The organism is Streptococcus suis (genome assembly GCF_002960625.1).
Lineage (GTDB): Bacteria > Bacillota > Bacilli > Lactobacillales > Streptococcaceae > Streptococcus > Streptococcus suis_T.
Genome location: NZ_POJH01000019.1, coordinates 39,599 through 63,944, shown reverse-complemented (window position 1 = coordinate 63,944; position 24,346 = coordinate 39,599). Strand labels below are relative to the sequence as shown.

Sequence of the window (24,346 nt, the reverse complement as noted above, 5' to 3'; positions counted from 1 at the left end):
TGTTTAAAAAGTCATAAGATTAGTCACTGGTAGGAATTAATCTAACGTATTTATTTATCTGCGTAATCACTGTTTTTAGTCTGTTTCAAAACAGTAGATGTTTTATCTACATTTATTATCTAAAATTATACTCAATAAATTGAATATAGTCAATATGTTGGTAATGTTACCATATTGTTTATATAAGAGAATTTAAGAGCGAGTAATAACATGATTTCATATAAACCCTTCTATGAGACTTTGAATAAAAGAGGAATTTCAGAATATTATTTAATCAAGGTTGAAAAAATTTCCGCACATACGTTACATCGAATGAAATTAGGTGAACCAATAACAACAAAAACAATTGATAAATTATGTGAAATCCTTGAATGTAATGTTGAAGACGTAATCAAACATGAACTAGATGAATACTAAAAGCCAAGCACAATCGCTTGGCTTTTAGTATATTCGGTTTTCTAAGAAATTTTTTAATCTCATATCAATAATTTTGGCATATTCAAGGCAATCCTCCTTGGACTGCTGAAGTTTCTTTTTAATATCTAGATACAATTTATCACTATTATCTGTAATTGCGAGTGCTTCTTCAACCTTAAGTAATAATTGAATAATGGACTTTTCAAAATCATTCGAATATTTGCTATAATCAATTGCTTTTCCTAAATATTCATCTATTAAATCATACATTGTCATTGTCAAGATTTGAAAGGAATAAAATGAAGAAAAAGAGAAAAATGTCAGAAAAGGTACCCTCAATTCGACATACTGCTTATATGTTCTGTTCAACAGTAGAAAGCCTCTCAATAAAAAAATTGGAAGAAATAATCAAATTATTTCAAGAAACACTGAATCCATTTGAAATAGCTGGTATTATTCACGATAAAGATACTGATTCAGAACCACATTTTCATATCATCATTAGATTTAAAAATGCAATTTGGTTAAATTCAATCATCAACAAGCTTTCTCAAAATGGATTTGAGCTTCGAGCGAACTTTTTCGAAGCCTGGAAAGGTAAAGTAAACAATGCTTATTCTTACTTAATCCATCGGACGGAGGATGCAAGTGAAAAATATCAATATTCAGTAGATGAAGTTATCGCAAATTTTGACTATGCTGAAAGAATCGAGAGTATTGAGTCAAAAATCCACTCTAACTCTAGAAAAGAAAAAACAATCAATGTTGTCCGAAATCTCATAAATAAAATAATCGCTGGAGATATAACATTCGACGAAGCAATTAAAGAGGTTGATGGATATACACTTGTGAAATACGATAGAGAATTTTCAAAAGCTAAGAAAAGACGAACAGAAATTGATTTTGAAAATTGGAAAGAAAATGCACTAAAAAATGGGTTTAAGAGAGAAATTATTTGGCTTTATGGTCCATCTGGAACTGGAAAATCGAGATTATGCAAGCACTTTGCAAAATCACTTGGAAAACCATTCTATACTACAGGCTCTTCTCGTGACCCTTTTCAAAACGTTGGTTCACAAGAAACAATTATAATTGAGGAAATTCGTCCAGGTCGAGGAGGAAATTTTAATTACGCTGATTTCTTACTTATTATTGACCCATTCAATGCTGATGCTACTGCTTCCAGCCGTTTCTTTGATAAACCAATTATTGCGACGACAATAATAATAAACACCCCATTTTCACCTTTTCAATTTTATGAATCAATTAGTAAACAAGCTGGCTTTGATAAGAAAATTGACACTGTGATTCAGCTCATTAGACGGATTACACTGCTTCAAGAAGTAACTGATAAATCTATTATTACATACAAATTCGATAACGAAAAAAATAAATATGTAGAATATGAGCGAATAGACAATCCTTACTACGAGTCCGATAAAGATAAAATTGAATTTAATTCAGATGTTTATAACAAATATAAAGAAATGACTCTCAAAATTTCACAGGAGGAAGATGATGACAGACAGAATGATTGAAAAATCCCATCTTATAAAGATGGGGTTTACAAAATACCAAGCCACAGGCATTATCAAACAAGTTAAGCTGAACCTTGTCAATCAAGGTTATTATTTGTATAATAACAAGAGACTTGGTATTGTTCCAGCTTCTGCTGTCGAATCTTTTATTGGAGTAACAATTTCAGAGGAGACAGAAGAGAATGGCAAACAAAACCCAACAAAAGACTAAGTATCCAGGTGTTTACAAGGACCTAAAGTCAGGTAAATTTTTTTACCAGATTGAGTTAGGTACAGACAAAGCAACAGGTGAGAGAATAAGGAGGAAAAAATCAAAAGATAGATTCGGGAATATCTTTACATCAGCTCTTCAAGCACATAAAGAAGTTACTAGAATAAAAAGAGAGTATCATAAGGTAGATGGCTATTCTTTTTATCATATGAAGTATCGAGAATTTATGGACACAGTATATATACCTTACTATCGTTCATATGTCGAGACCTCAACGTTTAATACTAGATATCCAGCTTTACAACTTATTATTGAAAAATTTGGTGATATAAAACTACGTGAAATAAGCGTGACCGATGTTGATAATTTTAAGATTTGGCTACTGACAGATGAAAACAATGGAGGCTCAGGTTACAGTCAATCATATGCTTCCCTAGTTTTTGGTATGTTTCGTAAAACACTTGATAAAGCTGTCGAGAGAAATTTTCTTGAATACAATATTTCAAAAAAAGTAAAGGCAATTCCGAAAGGAAAGCAAATTGTCCCTTATTGGACAAGGACGGAATTCGAGTTAGTCTTGCAACAAATATGCCTAGATGATGTATATGAACATTTGTGTTTTGTAATGCTATATTTATATTATACGACTGGTATTCGAGTTAATGAAGGAACTGCTTTGTTTTGGAGTGATATTGCATTTGAGCAACAACAATTACGCATCCACCACATGCTTGAGGTTCAATCAAGAAAAAAATACATTAGAAAAGAATATACAAAAACAGATGATGGCAAAAGAATCATTGAATTAGATGATACAACTGTCAGTATATTGAGACAATGGCGAGAAATACAAACTCAAATAGGACTTGGTAAAGAAAATGACTTTATATTTACTTACGATGGTTACCCTATGATAAAGTCAACAATAAATCGAATATTAAATAGATATGCAGAGCTTGCGGGCGTTCGTAGGATTCAACCTAAAGGTCTAAGACATAGTCATGCAAGCTATGTTTTAAATGAGTTAAAAGCTTCTATTCTTGCGCTTTCAAAGAGATTAGGACATTCAAGTCCTGAGATAACTTTGCGTCACTATGCTCACTTGTACAGTGGTGCTGATAAAGAGATAGCCCAGTTACTCACTAATGCAATTAACATACAAACTGCACATGAAACTAGAGTAAAATTTAATGGAAACCAACATATGAAAAAATCAATCCCCCCTAAAACACCCCCCTTTGATGTATATACTACTTCTAATCCCTTGTCCCACAAGGGATAGGAGGATACCTGTTTCAATTGAGTGGGAGTAAAACAGTCTGGGGATAGACTGTTTTACCCGACGCCTAAAAATAAAAGAGCGTCGCTGAGCCTGGGGATAGGCTCTATCAGCCAGTCCATCAAGACTAATTTACCCGATGCTTAAAAACGAAAGAGCGTCGTTGTCTGGGGATAGACTGTTTTACCCGGCACTATAGAAGAAAGAATAACTACAACCCGTAGAAAGCTAATTTCTACGGGTTTCTTGTAACTAAATTTTCCCTATTTCTACTTGCTTCATTGCTGTCCAATGTAATAGCTAGACCAGACTTTGTGGCCTATGACCATCTCTATCAAAACAATCTTAGCTTACGACTGATGAAGTCAGTCTTTGGCATTCTCTTGGTCTGCTACACAGTCAAAAATCCAGAAGAGTATGAAAAGAACAGATCTATGTTTGACTTCCAAATCTTCGAAGGTTTTGAGCCAAGGCAACTTAATAAAAAACAGGAATAATATACAAGTCATCCCCTATTGTTCTTCAAACAGGGGATATCTTCTACATAACCGTTTAACAAATTAAACTTTTGTCTGGATTTGAAATATATTTTTTGCTATACTAATCATATGAAAACTATGACACTTGGAAAATTGCTGGCATTACCCCATTTTCATCATTTTTATAACCTGCCTATTAGTGAAAATTGGGGAGGTCCTGAAAATTATATAGTTGTTTTTGAACAGAATGGTCAAGCTGTATTTGTTGATTTGAATAGTGAAGTTGGTCACACTCACGAGGCACGTTTTGCTAGTCATTTTCATAAAGACAATCTTTTGGTTGGTTTGGGGGCTGTTCCTGTCAGCACCTGGCCTACTTGCCAAATCCTTACCATAGAGAAAAATAGCAATCAGAGGGGGATTGCCCTTGCTAACTTAGTTGAACATTACGGACACCTATCTGTTTTTAAGGAAATAGCAGAGCAGTATCGACTACGTGAACGTTCAACGATTTATGACCCCTACCGCTATTCCTATACCATTGATGAGAAGAAAATTGACAAGACCAGTCAATTAAATCTGGTACCCCGTAAAGAATACGAAAAAATTAGAGATTTTCATCCATTTTTACAGACAAATAGAGGAAATGTCTATGCTGTACCTTGTTACTACAAGGACAATAAAAGAAATCGAGAAACAAAAATCTATATCATGGGCTGGTATTTTTACGAGAAACAGTTAAAAATATCCTGGAAACCATCTCATTCCAGAAAAAGTCGATGGCGCTCATCGATAGTTTCGGTAGATAAGCTGTCTGAACGCTACTTTTTCCAAGGAGAACTTTATAAGAAAGGCTCCTTTCCCATTTTCTTGGATAATCTCATCATACAAAATAAAACCTACCAAAAGCGGTTAGACACAGAATTCGCCGCTTTCCTCAGTATCATCGAAAAACAAAAGCAAGCAGCCAAATTGCGCATAAAATAAGGCTGAGCTTAATGAGCCCAGCCTTATGATGCCAAGATGTGTACCTATCCCTAGGGTTGATAGACAATCTGATAATTAGCATTGACAATCACACCATTTTGATAGACAGAATAGTGAGTGTTGTCATTGCCTTCTAAGACATTATATGGAATGGTTTCCGTCCGTGTATAATTCCCTTCTATTACTCGCCAATTATTCTCACCAAGAATAGAATTAGCATATTCGATGGTCTTTGGACCGCTTTCTAGTTGAATACCAGTTTCTGTATTCTTGAGAGGATCTATACCCTCGCTAGACGTATTGCTGACACGGTAAAAGGCATCCACATCCAGTTCTGCCTCTCCAACCTTAGTCAAAATACGATCCCGTGTTGTGTCGGTTGGATCAGCCCCAGCTGAATAAAGGGACTGGCTGAGAATAGTATCCTTAGGGACCATCATTAAACTAACTTCACCGATATTATTATCAATGTAGCCCGTTTCAAAAATACCATCCGTAATTTTTCCTCGTCCCAACAAATTTTGGCTTTCATCAACCAATCCTTTTATATTAAAGACGAGAGTTTCTCCACTGCTATTTTGCCAGGTTCCAATAATGCTATCATAGTTTCCTTGCATTAAAGAATCAATATCCATAGATAATATTGCATCCATCTCTACTGAAGTAGAGGTTGTGTTATCACTACTAAAAGAACTTGAAGTGCTATTTTCACTACTAGTAGTAGTCGAACTTGTCGCTGAACTAGAACTTACTTGATTTTTATTTGGACTACATGCAAAAAGAGTTGACAAAGTCAAAATACTTACTAAAATTAGGCGATAATTCTTTTTCATCTTGTTCTCCTATTCTCTATGAATGGTAAAACCAGTGGCCTGTTTAGTAGCCATAATGGTCATATCTGAGATTTGTACATGCTGAGGCTGATTAGATACAAACAGGGTACAATTGGCAATATCTTCAGCTTGTAGGGCATCAATCCCTTGGTAAACTCCTGCTGCCCTTTCCTTATCACCATGGAAACGAATCTGACTAAAGTCAGTTTCAACAATACCAGGTTGCAGGGTTGTGACCTTGATATCTTTATCGATTGTATCAATCCGAATGCCATCTGACAGCACCTTAACCGCTGATTTTGTAGCAGCATAGACCGCTGCGCCAGCATAGGCATAAATCCCAGCAGTAGAGCCAATATTGATGATATGCCCTTCGTTGTGTGCAACCATCTGGGGCAATATCTGACGTGTAACAGTTAACAAGCCCTTAATATTGGTATCGATCATGGTCATCATGTCGGTTAAGTCATAGTCTTGAAATTTATCCAAGCCCAAGGCTAGACCTGCATTGTTCACCAAGATATGAACCTGTCCCACTTCTTGCAGTATCTTTTGACAAGAAGCAATAACTTGGTCGTTTTCTCTAACATCAAAAGAGTATACGTAAACCTGCACCCCGTATTTTTCTTCAAGATCACATTTGATGTCATCTAATTTATCTTTTCTGCGACCAGTAATAATGACATTATCACCGTTCTTAGCGAAAGCGTAGGCGATGGCTTTTCCAATGCCACTGGTTGCACCAGTAACCATACAATTTCTCATATCGATCATTCCTCATTCTGTCTATACAATCATTATATCATTTTTTAGCAGGAAAATAAAAACAACCAAGAAATTTTCTCGATTGTTAAAAGATGTTCATCAAACGCATCAGGTGCATATTAAAGCGAACCTGTCTGGCGTAGTAAATATTTCCACCATTTACATAGAGTTTGCCACCGTGGAGGAGGGCAATTGGATGATAATAGGTATAGGTTTCTCCACTTGTATTTCCAAGACTAGGAGCTACTACTGTTTTTGAATATTCTTCAGCTAGAGCTAGGGTATGCTCGCCGCCGTTTTCAGCCACAAAATCAATATAAGCAGGTCCGAAATTGTAGGCTTGGACAGCAGTCCAGACCTCAACTCCTTTTTCCTCTGCTAAGCGTAAATTTTCTGATAAATAGACTATTCCTTGGCGGATACTTTCCTTACTATCTGTAATGGTATTTGTATAGCCTGTTGCAGATTCACTGGACTGCATAACATCTGCTTCTCTCCCCTTGGTTTCTGTGTAAATCATTGCCAAGACAAGTTCTTCATTGGCCCTGGTATCGTTCTCTGCTAGAACTTCTTGAACCATAGCCTGATAGGTCATAACTTGCTTGACATCCTGATAGGTCTGGAAGGTTTTTACTAGTAGAAAAACAAGGGCGATAAGGCTAATCGCTCTTATTAGTTTTTTCATTTATTTGCTCTTTATGTCTTCGATATTTTTGATTAGAATGGAATAAGTTCCATTATCATTTTGGATAAACTCTACAGATTCAGCGTCTTGATAGACGGCATTAGGAACAATCAACTCAATGCCATTTGAAAGGGATAATTTTTGATTTTCAAACTTCTTCAGTTGACGACTGTTGTCAATCTCATCGAAGGAAATCTTATCTGGAATGACTTCTTTTAATTGATCAACAAAATTCAAACGGGCAGTTAGATTGTTATCAAAAAGTTGGTCTGCCAATTTTTCAGGAGAAAGTTCATTATCTTCTTCTAAATTGTTGAAAATAGCAGACTTGACCTTGGACTGAAATTGGAAATCTCCTTGGTGAAAATTGTCCGCAATCTTTTGTGCGGTCTGCTCAACTGCCTTGATGGATTTCTTGGCAGAAATGGCTGGCGTGACCTGCAAGAGATTATCTGAAAAGTAATGAAGAAAGGCACCGTTGTGCTTAATCCTCTTTTCAATCAAATAATACTTGCGTGTCTGTAGATTGATGATTAAGGCTTCATCTGGCGTAGAACCTGCTCCTGGCAGATTGTTTTGAGTGATTTTTAGCGGGCTATCGCTTTCTGAACCAACGTGAGCAAGGTTTTCACGCAAGGCGATCCTTAGAAAGGCGAAATGCTCCACACCATTTCGTTCAAACTCGATAAAGATTAAATCATTGGTCTTGAGATTTTCAGAAATGGAAAATTCTTCTTTCCAGAGACCAGCAATTTTGACAGAATTGGTCAGTAAATCTTCTTGTAAGTAATCAAGAAAAGGATTGTCTGGCTCAAACTGTCCAGTTTTTGCTTCATCAGAAAAAACACGCTCGATTTTCTTGCGCAAGTATTCTTCTATCTTTGGGCTGACAGTCAAAAGCTGGTCGGCAAGGACCAGCTCTGTATCATCAGGACTAAATTGATGTATAATAGCTTTTTTTACAAATATATCCATTATAAACCTTCATAAAGTGGGAAGCGTTCTGTCAAAGCGCGTACTTCTTGACGAACTTCTTCTAAAACTGCTTCATTTTCTGCATTTTCAAGGGCTTTGATTGTCAATTCAGCAACCTTACGCGCTTCTTCCACTCCAAAACCGCGGGCTGTGATAGCAGCCGCACCGATACGGATACCGCTTGTTTTGAATGGTGAGAGTTTTTCGTAAGGAATGGAGTTTTTATTAAGAGTGATATTGACTTCATCCAAGAGATGCTGTGCAACCTTACCGTTCTCAACAACTTTTGTTACATCAACCAAGAAGAGATGGTTGTCTGTGCCACCTGTGATGACCTTGAAATTCGGGTTGGCAAGGAAGACTTCTGCCATAGCCTTGCTGTTGTCAATAATCTTTTGAGCGTAATCTTTAAAGGCTGGGTCCAATACTTCCTTGAAGGAAACAGCTTTCGCAGCGATAACGTGCTCAAGTGGACCACCTTGGATACCAGGGAAGATGGCTGAATTGATTTTCTTGATGAGGGCCTCATCATTGGTCAAAATCAAACCACCACGAGGCCCACGAAGGGTTTTGTGGGTTGTTGTTGTTGTGATATGAGCGTGGGGAACTGGGTTTGGATGGAGACCAGCAGCTACAAGACCAGCAATATGGGCCATGTCCACCATCAATTTAGCACCAACTGCATCTGCGATTTCACGGAATTTTGCGAAATCAATGGTACGGGCATAAGCTGAAGCACCTGCGACAATCAATTTAGGCTGCACTTCTTTGGCTTGCTCTAAAATCGCATCGTAATCTAGCAAACCGGTCTCTTCATCTACATTGTAAGCAACGAAATTGTAGGTTTGTCCAGAGAAGCTAACTGCAGCACCGTGTGTCAAGTGACCACCAGCTGACAAGTCCATCCCCATCACTGTGTCGCCTGGTTCAATCAAGGCCATGTATGCAGCACAGTTGGCTTGGCTACCTGAGTGTGGCTGAACGTTGGCATACTGAGCACCAAAGATTTCCTTTGCACGTTCAATGGCAAGGCTTTCGATGACATCGACGCATTCCGTACCGCCATAGTAACGACGACCTGGGTAACCTTCAGCATATTTGTTGGTCAAAATAGAACCTTGAGCAGCCATAACTGCTTTAGAAACAACGTTTTCAGACGCGATCAACTCGATATTATTTTGTTGGCGTTTTTCTTCAGCTTGAATAGCTTGCCAAACTTCTTTGTCGAAATCTTTGTAATCAACTTTGTCAAAAATCATGTGCGGTACTCCTTTGTATTGGGCTAAATGTGCTTGATAAAACGCTTCTGCATTTTATCGGAGTGATAGCCATTCTTTTCGTAGAAAAGATGGGCTTGGAGACGACTTTCAGCAGAATTGAGGCGAATAAAATGGTAGCCCTCTTTCTGTGCAATTTGCTCAACGGCTTTCAGCAGGCTTGCTCCAATCCCTTGTCCTTGATGACTAGGCAAAACAGCTAGTCCGAGAATATTGAGGCCTGTATCTGAATAGAGACTTTCATAGACTTGTGCGTGAATGTAACCTTGCACTGCGCCACTTATGTCATCTATATAGACCAACAAGATATACCCCAATGTGCTCGTGCATCTAAAAAACTGTCGCTCAGTTTGTTCAAATGAACAATCATACCCTAAGGATTGAGCATTGATTTCTCGGATGACTACCAAGTCACCTTTCTCAATGGGGCGAATCATAAAACTACCTCAAATTCTATTTCAGGAATAGCTTTCTGAATCTCTTCGCGACTAATCGCTCCCTGGCGCAAAATCCGCGCTTTCTGTCCAGAAAGGTCCAAAATCGTTGAATCAATGCCTGTCAGAGCTTGGTCATCCTCAATGCCAGGCAAATCAACTGAAAATTGTGCCTGGATGTCCGAAAACTTCTTGCCGCTTTCGTTTCCTGAAATATTGGCGGACGGTCCAATGAGTGGGCCAGTCTCTGAAATCAAACGTAAGGTTTGTTCGTGATTGGGAAGACGAAATCCAACAGTATCCAGTCCAGAATTAACCCAAAAAGGAACTTTTTCGTTCGCTTTCAGGATAATCGTTAGTGGTCCTGGCATAAATCTATTATACAGTTTCTCCAGAAAAAAGGGTGGATTTTGACTGAAAAAATAGATATCGTTCAGATTTGAAACATTTAAGTTCATGGCCTTGTCCCTAGGACGTTGTTTCAACTGATAAACACGATTGACTGCATCTTCATTCAAGGCTTGGGCAAAGAGGCCATAGACAGTTTCAGTCGGCAAAACAACAGCCCCACCACTTTCGAGGATTGTTCGGAGTTTATCCATTGTCATCTGCCACAACCTTTCTATCCTGACCGAATTGGTCTTTTATAACGCGAACACGCTTTTCGGGAAAATACAGGGCCAGTAAGTCTGTTAAGGCCTGCCCTTGCTTGTAGCCAATTTCAAAGTAGAGTTTTCCATTTTCCTTCAAAAATGTCCCTGCCTGTTCCGCAATTTGTCGATAGATGGCCAGCCCATTTTCTTCTGCGAACAGGGCTAAATGTGGTTCCGATGCTAAAACATTGGCTCCAACTTCGTCCTTGTCGTCTGGTGAGATATAAGGTGGATTGGAAACAATGATATCAAATTGACCTGTCACAGCTTGCAAGACATCCGACTGTATGAATTGAACAGAAACCTGATTAGTTCTTGCATTTTCCTGAGCCACTGCCAAGGCATCTTCTGAGATATCTACTGCTACCACTTCCCAATCAGGTCTAGCTTTTGCAAGAGAGATCGCAATGGCACCGCTTCCTGTACCGATATCTAAGATACGCAAACCTGCTCTGCTATTTTCCTGCAAAATCAAATCGACCAATTCTTCCGTTTCTGGTCTTGGAATTAAAACCCGCTCGTCCACCGCAAACTCTAAGTCGTGAAAATCAGCCTTGCCGACAATGTACTGGGCAGGTCGGTGCTGGGAGAGTTGCTGAAAAATATGGTTCAGTAGCTCTTGGTCAGCTGTACTAACTTCCTGTCGGAGCAAGAGGAGAAATTCCGTAAAATTCAGTCCTTTTAAGCCTCGAAAGGTGAAGGACAGGGACTCTGCCTCTTCACCTATTGCTACTAATTCTTCTTCGTATGCTGCAAATAATTGAGCGTAATTCATTATTTGTTAAGCTCTTCCAGTTTTTGCGTTTGATCGTAGAGAACAAGGGCATCAACAACTTCGTCCATCTTACCCGACAAGATGGTATCGAGCTTCTGCAAGGTCAAGCCGATACGGTGGTCTGTCACACGGTTTTGTGGGAAGTTGTAAGTACGGATACGCTCTGAACGGTCACCAGTACCGATGGTAGATTTACGCTCTGCATCCTGCTCATCTTGGGCAATTTGTGCAAAGTGGTCAGCTACACGGGCACGGATAATCTTCATAGCTTTTTCACGGTTTTTCTGCTGGGTCCGTTCTTCCTGCATTTCCACCTTGATATTTGTTGGCAAGTGAACGATACGTACGGCAGTCGCAACCTTGTTGACGTTCTGTCCACCAGCACCAGATGCGTGGTAGATATCAACACGGAGGTCTTTTGGATCGATGTCATATTCCACTTCTTCGACTTCTGGCATGATGAGGACAGTCGCTGTTGAGGTGTGGACACGACCTTGGCTTTCTGTCACAGGGACACGTTGGACACGGTGAGCTCCTGATTCATACTTGAGTTTTGAATAAACGGATTGACCAGAGACCATGGCAACCACTTCCTTGATACCGCCGACACCATTGTAAGAAGCCTCCATGACTTCAAAACGCCAGCCTTGACCTTCTGCATATTTTTGGTACATGGTCAAAAGATCACCAGCAAAGAGGGCAGCCTCGTCACCACCTGCAGCACCACGGATTTCCAAGATGATGTTTTTGTCATCATTAGGGTCTTTTGGCAAGAGAAGGATTTTCAACTTTTCTTCATATGCTTCTTTGTCAGCTTTTGCTTGTTTAAGTTCTTCCTTAGCCATTTCCTCCAAGTCAGCATCGCCAGAAGATTCTTTAATCATTTCTTCTGCATCGACAATGTTTTGAAGTACATTCTTATATTCACGGTAGGCTGTTACTGTATCACGAGTTGCCGCTTCTTCTTTGGACAACTCCATAAAACGCTTGGTATCGCTGACTACATCAGGGTCAGACAACAATTCACCAAGTTCCTCGTAGCGATCTTCCACCGCCTGTAATTGATCGTAGATGTTCATAATTTTAAGATATTAAGGGCGTTAAACGAACAAAGCAAAAATAGGAGTTTTGACGAAGGACGAAAGCGTCCTAGGAAAAACTATCTTTTTTGCACAGTTCGTAGCCCGAATTCAGTTCCTTTCTAAAAATTTGGAAAGAACACACTTCAAGTTAGCTTGTAGGGCGTGTGCAGTTCTATTAAGATACAAAGCCCGTTAAGCAAGCACAGTCAAAATAGGAATTTCGACCAAGAGTTACAAACACTTGGAGAAATTATCTTTTTGACACAGCTTGTAGGGCGTGTTCAATTCATTTCTGTAATATATAGGTCATGAAACAGGCACAGTTTCTAGCACGTGTTCATTCTTTCGATAGATGGTTTACTTGCGCTACATCTCAATTTCCGGTGAAAAGTAATGTTTGCGGCAAACTGGGATGTAGGTTTCATTTCCACCGATTTGAATTTGAGCGCCTTCATAGGTTGGCTTACCATCTTGCGTTCGCAAAACCATAGTGGCTTTCTTGGAACAATATTGGCAGATTGTTTTAATTTCATCCAACTTATCGGCCAACAGCAACAAGTGTTGGGAACCTTCAAAGAGTTCATTTCGGAAATCATTTTTAAGACCGAAAGCCATAACGGGTACATCTAATTCATCCACCACTCGTGCCAAGTCATAGACATGGTGGCGTCGAAGGAATTGAGCTTCATCAATTAGAACACAATAAGGACGAGGTTCCATTTTCTGAATGTAACCAAAGATGTCCATCTCATCATCAATTGCTACTGCTTCACGTCGCATACCAATACGACTTGAAACAACACCAAAGGCATCGCGGGTATCCAAGGCAGAAGTCATAATGACGACAGGCTTACCCTGCTCTTCATAGTTATGGGCAACTTTAAGAATTTCAATGGTTTTGCCAGAATTCATCGTCCCATATTTATAGTATAATTGAGCCACTTTTCACTTTCCAATCTTAAAATTTCACTCCTTCCATTTTATCATAATTTGACCATTTAGGAAACAGAAAAACAAGCCCGATTTGAGCTTGTTTGATATTAGGACCAAGGTAATGATAAGAAATTTCCGACACACTCAAAAATAATTTTAGCAGCTTTTGGTTTCCACTTGTATAGCATGACACATCCATAGATTAAGCTGAAGAAGGAGAATGTGATCAATAACGGGCCTTGCCATATACTTTTGGCAAAAACAGTTGCCACTAGATACAAAAACAGACCGGCAAGCAGGAATGAAAACATCATACGATAAACATAGTTCATAAGCCAGCACCTCCTATGTACGTGTAGAATAGCACGAAATGTAAGCGATGTCAATACTTTCCTATTCACAACCAATCCCATCACCATCACGATCTAAGTGTGGTGCATATCCTGGATCACCAATCCGTACAGGGGCTGCTCCAGCATTTCGAGCGTCTGTACAATTTTTGTAATACACAGTTCCAGCCGATGTTCCTGCGAATTGTTGAATTTGAGTTTGATATTGTGTTTGGGACTGAGCTTGAGCTGCTTTTTGTGCTTCAGCAGCAAGTCTAGCCTCTTCTTCTTTACGTGCTTTCTCAACGATTGCCTTTTCGGCATTCCAATACTTAATGACAATGTCACTATCTTTTCTGATAACTTTATCATTTATTTCGTTAAAGTTCTTTCCATTAATTTCCACACTCTGAATTTGGCCATTCTTACCTATTTCATTGGTTTCAATTGAGGTCTCAGATACCTGATCAAAGCCATTGTTTGTAAATAGTTGCCTGGTATCTGCTACAGTGGTTGTCGTTAGAGAGACCGGTAATTCAGCAAAGCTAGAAAAATCTGAGTAAGTAACTTCGATAGGGATTTGTTTTTTAACGACAGTTTCGATATTTGAAAGATTTTCTATATTCTCACCATTTATTGTAATTTTATTTATTTTCTCATGCTTGGTTTTATCCTTATCAGCTACTGCAGTCCATTTTACATTTGAAAAACCTGCAGTGGTTAGCTGTTTTTCCAACTCCTTCCTATTTCCAGTTGTATCAAGAGTTGTTGGAAATTCAATATTATCTGGACTGACATCAAAATAAGTAATTGTAATTGGAAGTTTTTTAGAGTAAAAGTATCCACTTGTGTAGGTCGATGAACCGATCTCAATCTTATCTACTGTGTCTTTTTTATCAATATTGCCTTTCTCTACTAAAAGTATTGGACTCTTACTCACATTCTCGAATCCTGCATCATCCAATTTCTCCTCGATTTCCGAAAGTTTCTGTGAAGAAAATGCTAATTCTACTGCATCATCAGTAGCACCATGATAGGTGATTGTAACGGGAGTCGATTTCAAAACTCTTCCTTCTTTCCAATCCTCCCCATCAACAGATACAATCTTCACAAAAGTATCATCAATATTCTCGCCATATTCAATATTGCTTATTTTAATGGTTTCAACTTTTTCAAACCCAGCTTCTTCAAACTGTTTAAGGACTACCTCAATAGATTTATCATAAATCTGATCTTTCATAGGTAACTCAGCTGTCATTAACTGACCGCCAACAACTGTTGTAATTCCTAAACCTCCAATGGCAATTGCAGTCTTGCGATTCAAAATTTTTTTAATTCTCGGAATAGATTCCAAATGATTTGAGTGATTTGACCATCTATTAAACATATTCTCTAACCTCAAATATTTTTATGTGATTATTATAACATGTAGAAAATAGTCTTACAATAATTTCTAGAAAAATTCTTGGATATTGTAAAAAACTATGGTAAAATATACAAAAATTATTCGGAGGTTAGCTATGCCATTTGTACGTATTGATTTATTTGAAGGTCGCACAGAGGAGCAAAAAATCGCTCTTGCGCGTGAAGTGACTGAGGTGGTATCACGCAATACCAATGCTCCAAAAGAAGCCATTCATGTCTTTATCAACGATATGAAAGAAGGAACTTACTTCCCACACGGCGAAATGAAACGAAAATAAGCAGAAACCCACTCTTGCACAGTGATATACTCTCCCTATAGTGGACATTGAAATAATAAAAGATTAAACAATGGCCTTGTCCCTCGTTCAAAGAGGGGCAAGGCCATTGTTGTGTTCTTGAAAATGTTCATTATTGTAAAAATAGATGTAGCCATCAATATCTGAAACCAACTCCTCAAAGGTCCCTTTATAGTTTCTAGTGAAAATTTTTGTTTTTTCACTGTCCACTATAAGGGGAGTATATCAGGATAGTCGAGAGGTTTTTTGCATAAAAATAATGTTCATTTTCGAAAACTTTTTATATAGAATAGACAAATAACAGAAGACTAAAAAGAGTGGAAAGATTTTGCAAATCAAAAAAGGAAGCTCGTCCAAAATCAGTCGGTTGGAAGTGAGCGCTCCCTTCTCAAAACAGTTTATCTTTTCTTTAGCCGTCCAAATGCCAATTCATAGCTCAAATTTGATTTAGCTTCTTGATAAAGAAAGAGAAAACACGCTTCCTCACTATCAAAAGAACTAGTATGAGGATAACTGCTACGTTCTATGGTCTCATCAACTTTCCATACGCCTTCGTCTTGGTAAACACCCTTCATAAAATATCCGCAATCTCCACCTAATGGAGTTTGATGAATACTAAATCCTGGGCCCTCATATCGACGAAAACACTTCTCATAAATCCACCAAAACTCGTCTGCTTTCATTAGTTTCTACCTCCTAAGTGCAAGCTCATGATAAAAAGGTACACTGGACCTTTTTATTTCTTATCATCTTCATCCATGCTGAGTACGCTGAGGAAGGCTTCCTGAGGGACTTCGACGGATCCAATGGCTTTCATCCGTTTTTTACCGGCTTTTTGTTTTTCTAAGAGTTTGCGTTTACGGGAAACGTCACCGCCATAACACTTGGCCAAAACGTTCTTGCGAAGAGCCTTGATGTCGCTCCGAGCCACGATTTTTTGACCGATAGCTGCCTGGATTGGCACTTCAAACTGCTGACGAGGGATAATTTTCTTGAGCTTATCCACGATAATTTTCCCACGTTCATAGGCAAATTCCTTGTGGACGATAAAGCTGAGGGCATCGACCTTGTCACCATTAAGGAGAATGTCCATTTTCACCAACTTGGATGAACGGTATTCAGAAATCTCATAGTCAAAGCTTGCGTAGCCACGAGTTGAGGACTTGAGTTTGTCAAAGAAATCAAAGACAATCTCAGCCAGCGGAATTTGGTAGATGACATTGACACGGTTATCATCAATGTAATCCATGGTTACAAAGTCCCCACGCTTGCGTTGAGCCAATTCCATGACTGCACCGACATACTCCTGCGGTACCATGATTTGTGCTTTAACGTAAGGTTCTTCGATAGTAGCAATCTTGGTTGGGTCTGGGAATTCGGACGGGTTGGCTACATCAATCATTTCACCGTCCGTCATGTTAACATGGTAAACCACCGACGGTGCTGTCATGATGAGGTCAATGTTAAATTCCCGCTCAATCCGTTCTTGGATAACATCCATGTGCAAGAGACCCAAGAAGCCACAACGGAAACCAAATCCGAGTGCTTGTGACGTTTCTGGCTCAAACTGCAAGCTAGCATCGTTGAGTTGAAGTTTTTCCAAGGCTTCACGGAGGTCATTGTACTTGTTGGAATCGATTGGATAAATACCTGCAAAGACCATTGGGTTCATCTGCTTGTAGCCTGCAAGTGGCTCGCTGGCAGGATTTTCAGCCAAGGTCACTGTATCACCGACACGGGTATCAGCAACGGTCTTGATAGAGGCTGCGATGTAACCTACATCACCAGTCGCCAAGTAATCACGACCGATTGCTTTTGGTGTGAAGATACCGACTTCCGTCACATCAAAAGTCTTACCATTGCTCATCATCTGAATGGTATCGCCAGGTTTTACCACACCGTTGACGATACGAACTTGCAGGATAACCCCACGATAAGGGTCATAGACAGAGTCAAAAATCAAGGCTTGTAGCGGAGCAGCCACATCACCAGTCGGTGCTGGAACTTTCTCCACGATTTGCTCCAAGATTTCCTCGATACCAATACCAGCCTTGGCTGATGTCGGTACTGCTTCTGAAGCATCCAAACCAATCACATCTTCAATTTCCTGACGAACACGCTCAGGATCCGCTGCTGGCAGGTCAATTTTGTTGATGATTGGCAAGATTTCCAAATCATTGTCTAGGGCAAGATAAACGTTTGCCAATGTTTGAGCTTCAATTCCTTGAGCTGCATCCACCACCAAAATCGCACCTTCACAGGCAGCCAATGAACGCGAAACCTCATAGGTAAAGTCCACGTGTCCAGGTGTGTCAATCAAGTGAAAAATGTAGGTCTCACCATCTTTGGCCTTGTAATTGAGCTGAACAGCGTTCAACTTAATGGTAATCCCACGTTCACGCTCCAGGTCCATGCTATCCAGCAACTGGGCCTGCATTTCGCGACTAGAAACTGTTTCTGTCTTCTCAAGAATACGGTCAGCCAAGGTTGATTTTCCATGGTCAATATGGGCAATAATAGAGAAGTTCCGAATCTTCTCCTGTCGTTTTTTCAAATCTTCTAAGTTCATGTTTCTTCCTCTACAAGAGTATTACTCCTCATTATATCAGATTTAGTGATAATTTTCCATAAGAAAAACACCTAGAAAACTAGGTGTCCGCTCTGCTATTTTCCCAACCATAAGGCGATTTCACGGTGAGCAGCTTCTATGCTGTCAGATCCGTGAACAACATTTGCCACAATACCATCAATTGGTGCAGTGGCGAAATCTCCTCGAATGGTTCCAGGTAAGGCATTGACTGGATTGGTAGCCCCCATCATATCTCGCCAAGATTTGACGACTTCTGGTCCTTCTAAAATCCCAGCAATGACTGGTCCGCTGGTCATGTAGTCAACCAAGAGCGGAAAGAAAGGTTTGTCTGTTAAATGCTCATAATGTTGAGCGACCAAGTCCTCCGTCGCTGTCATCATATTTAGGTCACGAATGACAAATCCACGACGTTCCACTCTGCTGAGAATTTGCCCAACCAGCCCACGTTTGATAGCGTCAGGTTTGATAATGAAAAATGTTTGTTCCATAAAAACCTCCTAAATCTCACTCAGGATAGCATCCCAAGCCTGGTCATAACCATGGCGGGTTTCGGATGAAAAGACGACAAACTGGTCATTTTTATCGAAATCCAATTTCTTTTTGATAATGGATTCATGCTTGTTCCATTTACCACGTGGAATTTTATCTGCCTTGGTCGCAACGATGATGACTGGAATTTCATAGTATTTTAAAAACTCATACATTTGGACATCGTCAGCCGATGGTTCATGGCGCATATCAACCAAGCTAACGACCACACGCAGATTTTCACGACTTGTCAGATATTCCTCAATCATCTTGCCCCATTTTGCTCGCTCAGCCTTAGAAACCTTGGCATAGCCATAACCGGGCACATCGACAAAACGGATCTTGTCATCAATATTGTAAAAGTTTAACTGCTGAGTTTTACCAGGTTTACCTGAAGTACGAGCTAAATTTTTTCTTCCCAAAAGGGTATTGATAAAGGAAGATTTTCCAACGTTTGACCGACCAGCCAGGGCGATCTCCGGAATATCATCATCTGGATATTGGGCCTTTGAAACTGCACTTAGCAGAATCTCAGCATTATGTGTATTGATTTCCATTGTTTACCTTTCATAAATAAGGGGAGAAAGCCAGTAGCTCACACCCCTCCTTGTACTTCTTTAAGCTGTTTCAAGCAAAGGCTTTTCCTTACCATCTACTGCATCTTTTGTAACACGAACCCGTTTGACATCATCTTGACTTGGTACTTCAAACATAACATCCAACATGGTTTCTTCAATAATGGAACGAAGTCCACGCGCTCCTGTTTTCCGCTCAATCGCCTTCTCAGCAATGGCCAACAAGGCATCCTCGTCAAAATCCAACTCGACATCATCGTAAGACAAGAGGGTTTGGTATTGTTTAACCAGAGCATTCTTAGGTTCTGTCAAAATACGCACCAAATCCTCGGTTGTTAACTGGTCTAAAGCTGCAAATACAGGCAAGCGACCAATCAACTCAGGAATGATACCAAACTTTTGAATATCATCAGCAATGATGTGTTGCATGTAAGAATCTTTTTCATCAATAGCACGATTGTTTTGACCGAAACCGATGATTTTCTCACCTAGACGTTGCTTGACAATTTCCTCAATCCCGTCAAAAGCACCACCTACGATGAATAAAATGTTTTTGGTATCCACATGGATCATTTCTTGGTTAGGATGCTTGCGTCCGCCTTGTGGTGGCACGCTGGCAACAGTTCCCTCAATGATTTTCAAGAGAGCCTGTTGGACACCTTCACCCGAAACATCGCGGGTAATGGACACATTTTCACCTTTTTTGGCAATTTTATCAATTTCATCCACATAGATAATCCCTCGTTCTGCGCGGTCAATGTTAAAATCTGCTGCCTGCAAGAGTTTAAGGAGTATATTTTCCACGTCCTCACCGACATAACCCGCCTCTGTCAAGGCAGTTGCATCCGCAATGGCAAATGGAACATTCAGACTTTTGGCTAAGGTTTGAGCCAAGAAGGTCTTACCAGAACCAGTTGGACCAATCATAAGGATGTTTGATTTCTGCAAATCAACATCGCTTTCATCACGGTTATCTTGGAAATTTATCCGCTTGTAGTGGTTGTAGACTGCTACTGCCAAGGCGCGTTTAGCACGGTCCTGTCCGATAACATAATTGTTTAAAATATTGAGCAATTCCTGTGGCTTTGGAGTGTCAGCCAGGTCAGTCAATACTTCTTCTGCCAATTCTTCGCGAATAATTTCCTGAGCCAGCTCCACACATTCATTACAGATGAACACATTGTTTCCAGCGATAATTTTTTTTACTTCTTCTTGATTTTTCCCGCAAAATGAGCAATAAATTAACTCATGGTTATGCTTAACAGCCATTTATCTCCTCTTTCATATCTCTTATCTAAACAAAAATCCATATACAGCATGGATGCTATTGACTAAATTGGTAAAAGCGTTCAATAGAAACAAAATCGCTAAACCAAATCTTTTCTTTTTAAAGGCTTGAATTGCACAAAGAACACAGATTCCACATAGAAATGCTGTAAACAAACCGAATAAACTTCTCTCCATGCCTATTTCTCTCTTCTTTTATAGTTTTTAATGATGAAATCAACTGGATTGGCCTCATCTTTTGGACGAAATTGTTCACTTTGTAACTGGAAATCTCCCATTGGAAAAACTTCTGGAAAGAAAATATCACCGTCAAATTGCCCCTGAATATGTGTTACAATCAATTCTTCGATGTAGGGTGCAAAGGCAGTAAAAATTTGTCCTCCACCAATTACAAATAGAGTTCCTTCTTGTTGATGATACCAGTCTAGAACAGCTTCTACATTGTGTAAGACTGTGACTCGGTCATTCTCAACTTGATAGGTTTCATCACTTGTCAGTACTAAGGAATGACGATTTGGAAGAGCACGCTTACCCATGCCATCAAAAGTCACACGCCCCATTACCATAGTATGACCAGTGGTCGTTTCTTTAAAATGAGCCCAGTCTGCAGGTAAATACCATGGAAGTCTATCCCCTTTTCCAATCAATCCATTTTCATCTTGTGCCCAAATTGCAACTATCTTCTTTGTCATTTTCTCTCACTTTCCGTCCTATCATTCTATCAAAAAAACATAAAAAATGCACTTACCAAGTAGGCCAAGCGCAAATTTTATAACTATAGAACCAAACCCTCAATTCTAGACATTGTAGGTAGGCGAAACTCTACTGATTGCTGTCCCACATCTTAAATTGCTAAATCGAATGTAAGTTGCTCAAACTGTCTGAGTGAGTGAAACAGTCTGGGAATTGACTGTTTCAGCCCGAGCCTAAAAATAAAGAAGCGAGGTAAAAGAACGAAGTTCTTCACTGCTAATCCAGTTAAATCGCCAAGTCAAATTTAAGTTGAGGTTTAACTGGATTGTAGTCCACCAACTCAAAATCTTCTGCTTTAATATCAAAAAAGTTTGTTCCGTCTGGGACGTTGAGAACTAAACGCGGTTCGACTTCCGACGGGGTACGTCGGAGCAATTCTTCAGCTTGTTCAAACTGATTGTCATAGATGTGAAGGTTGTTGATAAAATAGAAAAATTTTCCAACTTTCCAACCAAAATGCTTAGCAATCATCATCTGAAGGGCTACATACTGCATAGCGTTGATATGATGGGCTACCAACATATCATTTGACCGCTGAGTTAGAGTTGCATCCAGATAAATCTCCCCATCCACTCGCCGAACATCAAACATGGTCTGAAAGGCACATGGCAAGAGACCTGCGGATTGGTCAAAGGCTTCATAATCCCAGAGGGAAATCACATTACGACGGTTCCAAGGATTTTCCTCCAGCTGTTTGAGGATTTTTGAAATGATATCATGCTTTTTCACGATAGCCCCATAGCGTTCGCCAATGGTTCCAGTTCCATCTACTTCCCAGTCATTCCAATACTGGACACCGTATTTTTCCTGCAAGACGGATAAATCATTGGTCTGATCTTGGTAAATCCAGAGAATTTCCTTAATGGCTGACTTGATCGGTATCGGTCTTAATGTAGTAATAGGGAACTCGCCCTTGGCCAAGTCATATTCTGCAAAGGCACCTGTAATGTACTTGGAATTGGCAACATTTCCATCCTTGTAACGAGGGCGAGCATTTTCGGAAAAAACGCCCTCTTCCATAATCTTACGAATGTTTTCTTTAAAAATACTATCTGCTTTTGTCATAGTTTTAGTATAGCAAATTCTAGCAAAAAACTCCAGTTTTGAACTGGAGTTCTCATTTATAGAGCAAGGGGTAAAGGTTGAGCTGGAATAAACCAGCGAGGGCTGTTACTAGGCTGAACAGTATAAAATACAAGGCGACCAAGGTGGCACTCAACAATATCTGACGAACATTTTTAGTGTAAATAGCCGTTGGTAAGCTTGCTAGACCGAAAAAGGGAATGATAAAAAATGCTAGTTTAAAATTCACATTTACAATATCAAACCATTGACCTACTGGTAAAAATAGCAAGACGATGAGAAAAGCTGCAATGCTATACAAGACTATATTTATCCGTTTTAATAGTGTCACATTCATGAGAAACTCCTTCTAGGGACCAAAGAGAAAATAGCCCAATCCAAAGAACAAGGGGAAGGAAACAATAAACAGAATACTGATGATGCCTGTCCATAATTTTTTATAGTAAATCGACAGCATGAGAACCAGTGCCCCTAATACCGGCAAAATCATCATGGTAGCTACAGAACCCCAACTCGACGGAAAAAACCAGTCACGAATCCAGTTATCAAGGAAAAAGGCAGAGAGTAAAATCAGCAGACCAACGATCGTTAGATAATCAATCAGTTTAGATATGTTTACTTGTTTCATAAACCGACACTCCCTTCTACTTCTAGTTTAAACCATCAAACAGTTATTTTCAATATATGTATATAAAGAAAGTGTGACAGCGGAATTGAAAAAGCAGGGGAATGCCCTGCTTTCATGAACCTAGTTATAACCTAGAGCAAGCTTATACTGCTTGCGTGCCTCTGAATAGCTAAATTTGTTAGCATAGTCAAGAATCGTCTTAGACAATTCCTGTCGATCTTCTAAAGGTAAATTTGCTAGATTTTTCAAGACCTTGACAAGATCTTCTACACTATCAAAACCACATTGTTGATAGATACCTAATTCTTCTAAGACTTGATTATGGCCATAATCAACCCTGGAAAGGATAGGAATCAGTCCTTGGCCAAGGCACTCTACCATAGCATTGGCAAACATTTCGCTTAGAGAACAGGATAGATAGGCACAATAGTCTGACCGCGGAATTTGTCTACTAGGTACAAATCCTTTGAAAATCACGTTATCAGGAATATTGTGTTCTTCTTTTAAAGCTTGAATAGCTTCAACCCGTCCTCCATAGATATGAAGTTCTAATTCAGGAACTTCTTTCATAGCCTCTATTGCCATAGCCACACGTTTGTGGTCATAAATATTTCCAACTAGAAGCAACTTATTACTACTCAATCCTTTCGGAGTTTGCTGAGCAACCTGGACGGCAATCGGAGGTAGAAACTCAGCTTGAATATTATCCTTGGCTAGAGGCTCAATAATGTAAGGACTGGCCACAAAAATCTCTTTCCCGAGTTTTATATTGTAGCCATCGACCATTTTTTGAGAAAAGTAATGGTTGTAATGGAGGATATAGCGATAGAAGATCCCCTGATTTTGACAAAATTTTTCTAGTGTCTGATCAATAAACTGGTCATTTAAAACCACATCTTTTTGATAGACTAATCGATTTGACAGAAAGGCTAGAAATAAATCTACCATCGTCCATTTTTGTCCCTGGTAAAAATAGTAACAGTCCTTATTATCGATTGCTCCGCGTAGAACAATCTGACCACTTTTATCATAATAACAAAAGCTATCGTCCGAAAAACTAGTATAGAACGGCTTTTCAAAAACAGAGGTTACTGATTTTAATTCCAAATTCAAACTTCTTTCGATAATGGACAGAATATTTCCATCAGCTGTTAAGTTTAGGTCGAAGTACCCCTCATCAGTCGTGTACATGGCTGTCGTTGGAGAAAGTATCTTTTTTTCATTCCAACTGATTTGCTTTTTGGAAAGATCCTCCTCAAAGTCAGAAATTTTATAGGACCTCAGACAAGTATCAATGTCCGAATAGAGGTGAGGGATGATGATAACATTGTCCAGTCGATAGCCTTGAGCTTGAAGCTGCTCCTTCCAGAATGGTGTTGAGTATGGACTGCCAAGTACGAGATAGTTGGCAATTCCAAGGTCATTCAGTACATTTTGTCGAAAAACCTGTGTGGTTTCATATCCAAATGACTTATCTGTCATCCAACTTCTCAAAGTATATACTGTCACAGTGGTTCTCCTAATAGCTT

Annotated in this window: 30 protein-coding genes; 6 read left to right on the top strand and 24 right to left on the bottom strand. The window is 39.4% G+C overall.

Annotation, left to right across the window (positions count from 1 at the left end; translation table 11 throughout):
• The first annotated feature begins 210 nt into the window (after window positions 1-210).
• On the top strand, window positions 211-417 hold the full coding sequence (locus tag C1G49_RS03260; protein WP_024406352.1) for a helix-turn-helix domain-containing protein: 207 nt from the start codon (window positions 211-213) through the stop codon (window positions 415-417).
• 24 nt (window positions 418-441) lie between these two features.
• On the opposite strand, the gene C1G49_RS03255 is transcribed toward C1G49_RS03260, so the two are convergent.
• Complete coding sequence (locus tag C1G49_RS03255; RefSeq protein WP_238595840.1) at window positions 442-687, bottom strand: hypothetical protein; 246 nt, start codon at window positions 685-687, stop codon at window positions 442-444.
• 47 nt (window positions 688-734) lie between these two features.
• Here C1G49_RS03255 and C1G49_RS03250 point away from each other — a divergent pair, with 47 nt between their 5' ends.
• The 4 genes from C1G49_RS03250 to C1G49_RS03230 all read left to right on the top strand — a co-directional run bounded on the left by C1G49_RS03250 (window position 735) and on the right by C1G49_RS03230 (window position 4,911).
• A complete protein-coding gene (locus C1G49_RS03250; protein ID WP_208571486.1) occupies window positions 735-1,955 on the top strand; it encodes a Rep family protein in 1,221 nt (406 codons plus the stop codon).
• Complete coding sequence (locus tag C1G49_RS03245) at window positions 1,933-2,166, top strand: DUF3173 domain-containing protein (RefSeq protein WP_050573319.1); 234 nt, start codon at window positions 1,933-1,935, stop codon at window positions 2,164-2,166. Before C1G49_RS03250 ends, C1G49_RS03245 begins: the two co-directional genes overlap by 23 nt.
• Window positions 2,138-3,448, top strand: a complete 1,311-nt coding sequence (locus tag C1G49_RS03240) for a tyrosine-type recombinase/integrase (protein WP_024417955.1) — start codon at window positions 2,138-2,140, stop codon at window positions 3,446-3,448. Before C1G49_RS03245 ends, C1G49_RS03240 begins: the two co-directional genes overlap by 29 nt.
• Window positions 3,449-4,062: 614 nt before the next feature.
• Window positions 4,063-4,911, top strand: a complete 849-nt coding sequence (locus C1G49_RS03230; RefSeq protein WP_238595839.1) for a hypothetical protein — start codon at window positions 4,063-4,065, stop codon at window positions 4,909-4,911.
• Window positions 4,912-4,961: 50 nt separating this feature from the next.
• On the opposite strand, the gene C1G49_RS03225 is transcribed toward C1G49_RS03230, so the two are convergent.
• The 12 genes from C1G49_RS03225 to C1G49_RS03170 form a co-directional block, all read right to left on the bottom strand.
• Window positions 4,962-5,744 (bottom strand): DUF6287 domain-containing protein, encoded by a 783-nt coding sequence (locus tag C1G49_RS03225; RefSeq protein ID WP_105124589.1) that lies wholly within the window; start codon window positions 5,742-5,744, stop codon window positions 4,962-4,964.
• Between the two features lie 9 nt (window positions 5,745-5,753).
• Window positions 5,754-6,509, bottom strand: coding sequence for an SDR family NAD(P)-dependent oxidoreductase (locus C1G49_RS03220; RefSeq protein ID WP_105124588.1), 756 nt, complete (start codon window positions 6,507-6,509; stop codon window positions 5,754-5,756).
• 85 nt (window positions 6,510-6,594) lie between these two features.
• Window positions 6,595-7,194: a lysozyme family protein gene (locus C1G49_RS03215; RefSeq protein WP_105124587.1), complete on the bottom strand. Its 600-nt coding sequence runs from the start codon at window positions 7,192-7,194 to the stop codon at window positions 6,595-6,597.
• Window positions 7,195-8,169, bottom strand: a complete 975-nt coding sequence (locus tag C1G49_RS03210; protein WP_105124586.1) for a nucleoid-associated protein — start codon at window positions 8,167-8,169, stop codon at window positions 7,195-7,197.
• A complete protein-coding gene (glyA, locus tag C1G49_RS03205) occupies window positions 8,169-9,428 on the bottom strand; it encodes a serine hydroxymethyltransferase (protein WP_105124585.1) in 1,260 nt (419 codons plus the stop codon). The genes C1G49_RS03210 and glyA overlap by 1 nt, the downstream gene beginning before the upstream one ends.
• A 23-nt stretch (window positions 9,429-9,451) precedes the next feature.
• Window positions 9,452-9,883 (bottom strand): GNAT family N-acetyltransferase, encoded by a 432-nt coding sequence (locus C1G49_RS03200; RefSeq protein ID WP_105124584.1) that lies wholly within the window; start codon window positions 9,881-9,883, stop codon window positions 9,452-9,454.
• Entirely contained in the window at window positions 9,880-10,488 is a 609-nt protein-coding gene (locus C1G49_RS03195; RefSeq protein ID WP_161942071.1) for an L-threonylcarbamoyladenylate synthase, read from the bottom strand. The genes C1G49_RS03200 and C1G49_RS03195 overlap by 4 nt, the downstream gene beginning before the upstream one ends.
• Window positions 10,475-11,308, bottom strand: a complete 834-nt coding sequence (prmC, locus tag C1G49_RS03190) for a peptide chain release factor N(5)-glutamine methyltransferase (protein ID WP_105124583.1) — start codon at window positions 11,306-11,308, stop codon at window positions 10,475-10,477. Before prmC ends, C1G49_RS03195 begins: the two co-directional genes overlap by 14 nt.
• Entirely contained in the window at window positions 11,308-12,387 is a 1,080-nt protein-coding gene (gene prfA / locus C1G49_RS03185; protein WP_024400561.1) for a peptide chain release factor 1, read from the bottom strand. Before prfA ends, prmC begins: the two co-directional genes overlap by 1 nt.
• 369 nt (window positions 12,388-12,756) lie before the next feature.
• Window positions 12,757-13,332, bottom strand: a complete 576-nt coding sequence (locus C1G49_RS03180; protein ID WP_105124582.1) for a thymidine kinase — start codon at window positions 13,330-13,332, stop codon at window positions 12,757-12,759.
• Window positions 13,333-13,430: 98 nt separating this feature from the next.
• On the bottom strand, window positions 13,431-13,655 hold the full coding sequence (locus C1G49_RS03175) for a hypothetical protein (protein ID WP_105124581.1): 225 nt from the start codon (window positions 13,653-13,655) through the stop codon (window positions 13,431-13,433).
• A gap of 61 nt (window positions 13,656-13,716) precedes the next feature.
• On the bottom strand, window positions 13,717-15,039 hold the full coding sequence (locus C1G49_RS03170) for an excalibur calcium-binding domain-containing protein (RefSeq protein ID WP_105124580.1): 1,323 nt from the start codon (window positions 15,037-15,039) through the stop codon (window positions 13,717-13,719).
• Between the two features lie 133 nt (window positions 15,040-15,172).
• Between C1G49_RS03170 and C1G49_RS03165 the strand changes: the two genes are divergently transcribed.
• Window positions 15,173-15,355: a 4-oxalocrotonate tautomerase gene (locus C1G49_RS03165; RefSeq protein WP_024413156.1), complete on the top strand. Its 183-nt coding sequence runs from the start codon at window positions 15,173-15,175 to the stop codon at window positions 15,353-15,355.
• Window positions 15,356-15,442: 87 nt separating this feature from the next.
• On the opposite strand, the gene C1G49_RS11440 is transcribed toward C1G49_RS03165, so the two are convergent.
• The 11 genes from C1G49_RS11440 to C1G49_RS03110 all read right to left on the bottom strand — a co-directional run bounded on the left by C1G49_RS11440 (window position 15,443) and on the right by C1G49_RS03110 (window position 24,326).
• Entirely contained in the window at window positions 15,443-15,586 is a 144-nt protein-coding gene (locus C1G49_RS11440) for an IS3 family transposase (protein WP_330847369.1), read from the bottom strand.
• A gap of 185 nt (window positions 15,587-15,771) precedes the next feature.
• Window positions 15,772-16,056: a hypothetical protein gene (locus C1G49_RS03160; protein WP_105124579.1), complete on the bottom strand. Its 285-nt coding sequence runs from the start codon at window positions 16,054-16,056 to the stop codon at window positions 15,772-15,774.
• Window positions 16,057-16,109: 53 nt separating this feature from the next.
• The gene (gene lepA, locus C1G49_RS03155) at window positions 16,110-17,942 is read right to left on the bottom strand and encodes a translation elongation factor 4 (protein ID WP_105124578.1); all 1,833 of its coding nucleotides are present in this window, start codon (window positions 17,940-17,942) and stop codon (window positions 16,110-16,112) included.
• A 95-nt stretch (window positions 17,943-18,037) separates the two neighbouring features.
• Window positions 18,038-18,451 (bottom strand): nucleoside-diphosphate kinase, encoded by a 414-nt coding sequence (gene ndk / locus C1G49_RS03150; RefSeq protein WP_100881362.1) that lies wholly within the window; start codon window positions 18,449-18,451, stop codon window positions 18,038-18,040.
• A 9-nt stretch (window positions 18,452-18,460) separates the two neighbouring features.
• Complete coding sequence (yihA, locus tag C1G49_RS03145) at window positions 18,461-19,048, bottom strand: ribosome biogenesis GTP-binding protein YihA/YsxC (RefSeq protein WP_105124577.1); 588 nt, start codon at window positions 19,046-19,048, stop codon at window positions 18,461-18,463.
• Window positions 19,049-19,108: 60 nt separating this feature from the next.
• Entirely contained in the window at window positions 19,109-20,335 is a 1,227-nt protein-coding gene (gene clpX, locus C1G49_RS03140; protein ID WP_105117048.1) for an ATP-dependent Clp protease ATP-binding subunit ClpX, read from the bottom strand.
• 197 nt (window positions 20,336-20,532) lie between these two features.
• Window positions 20,533-21,045 carry a dihydrofolate reductase gene (locus C1G49_RS03130; protein WP_105124576.1) on the bottom strand — a complete coding sequence of 171 codons (513 nt, stop codon included), beginning with the start codon at window positions 21,043-21,045 and terminating at the stop codon, window positions 20,533-20,535.
• Between the two features lie 286 nt (window positions 21,046-21,331).
• A complete protein-coding gene (locus C1G49_RS03125) occupies window positions 21,332-22,171 on the bottom strand; it encodes a thymidylate synthase (RefSeq protein ID WP_105124575.1) in 840 nt (279 codons plus the stop codon).
• A gap of 52 nt (window positions 22,172-22,223) precedes the next feature.
• Window positions 22,224-22,526 carry a hypothetical protein gene (locus tag C1G49_RS03120; RefSeq protein WP_105124574.1) on the bottom strand — a complete coding sequence of 101 codons (303 nt, stop codon included), beginning with the start codon at window positions 22,524-22,526 and terminating at the stop codon, window positions 22,224-22,226.
• Between the two features lie 12 nt (window positions 22,527-22,538).
• Window positions 22,539-22,817 carry a hypothetical protein gene (locus tag C1G49_RS03115; protein WP_105124573.1) on the bottom strand — a complete coding sequence of 93 codons (279 nt, stop codon included), beginning with the start codon at window positions 22,815-22,817 and terminating at the stop codon, window positions 22,539-22,541.
• Window positions 22,818-22,937: 120 nt separating this feature from the next.
• Window positions 22,938-24,326: a glycosyltransferase gene (locus tag C1G49_RS03110; RefSeq protein ID WP_153048216.1), complete on the bottom strand. Its 1,389-nt coding sequence runs from the start codon at window positions 24,324-24,326 to the stop codon at window positions 22,938-22,940.
• Window positions 24,327-24,346: the final 20 nt, after the last annotated feature.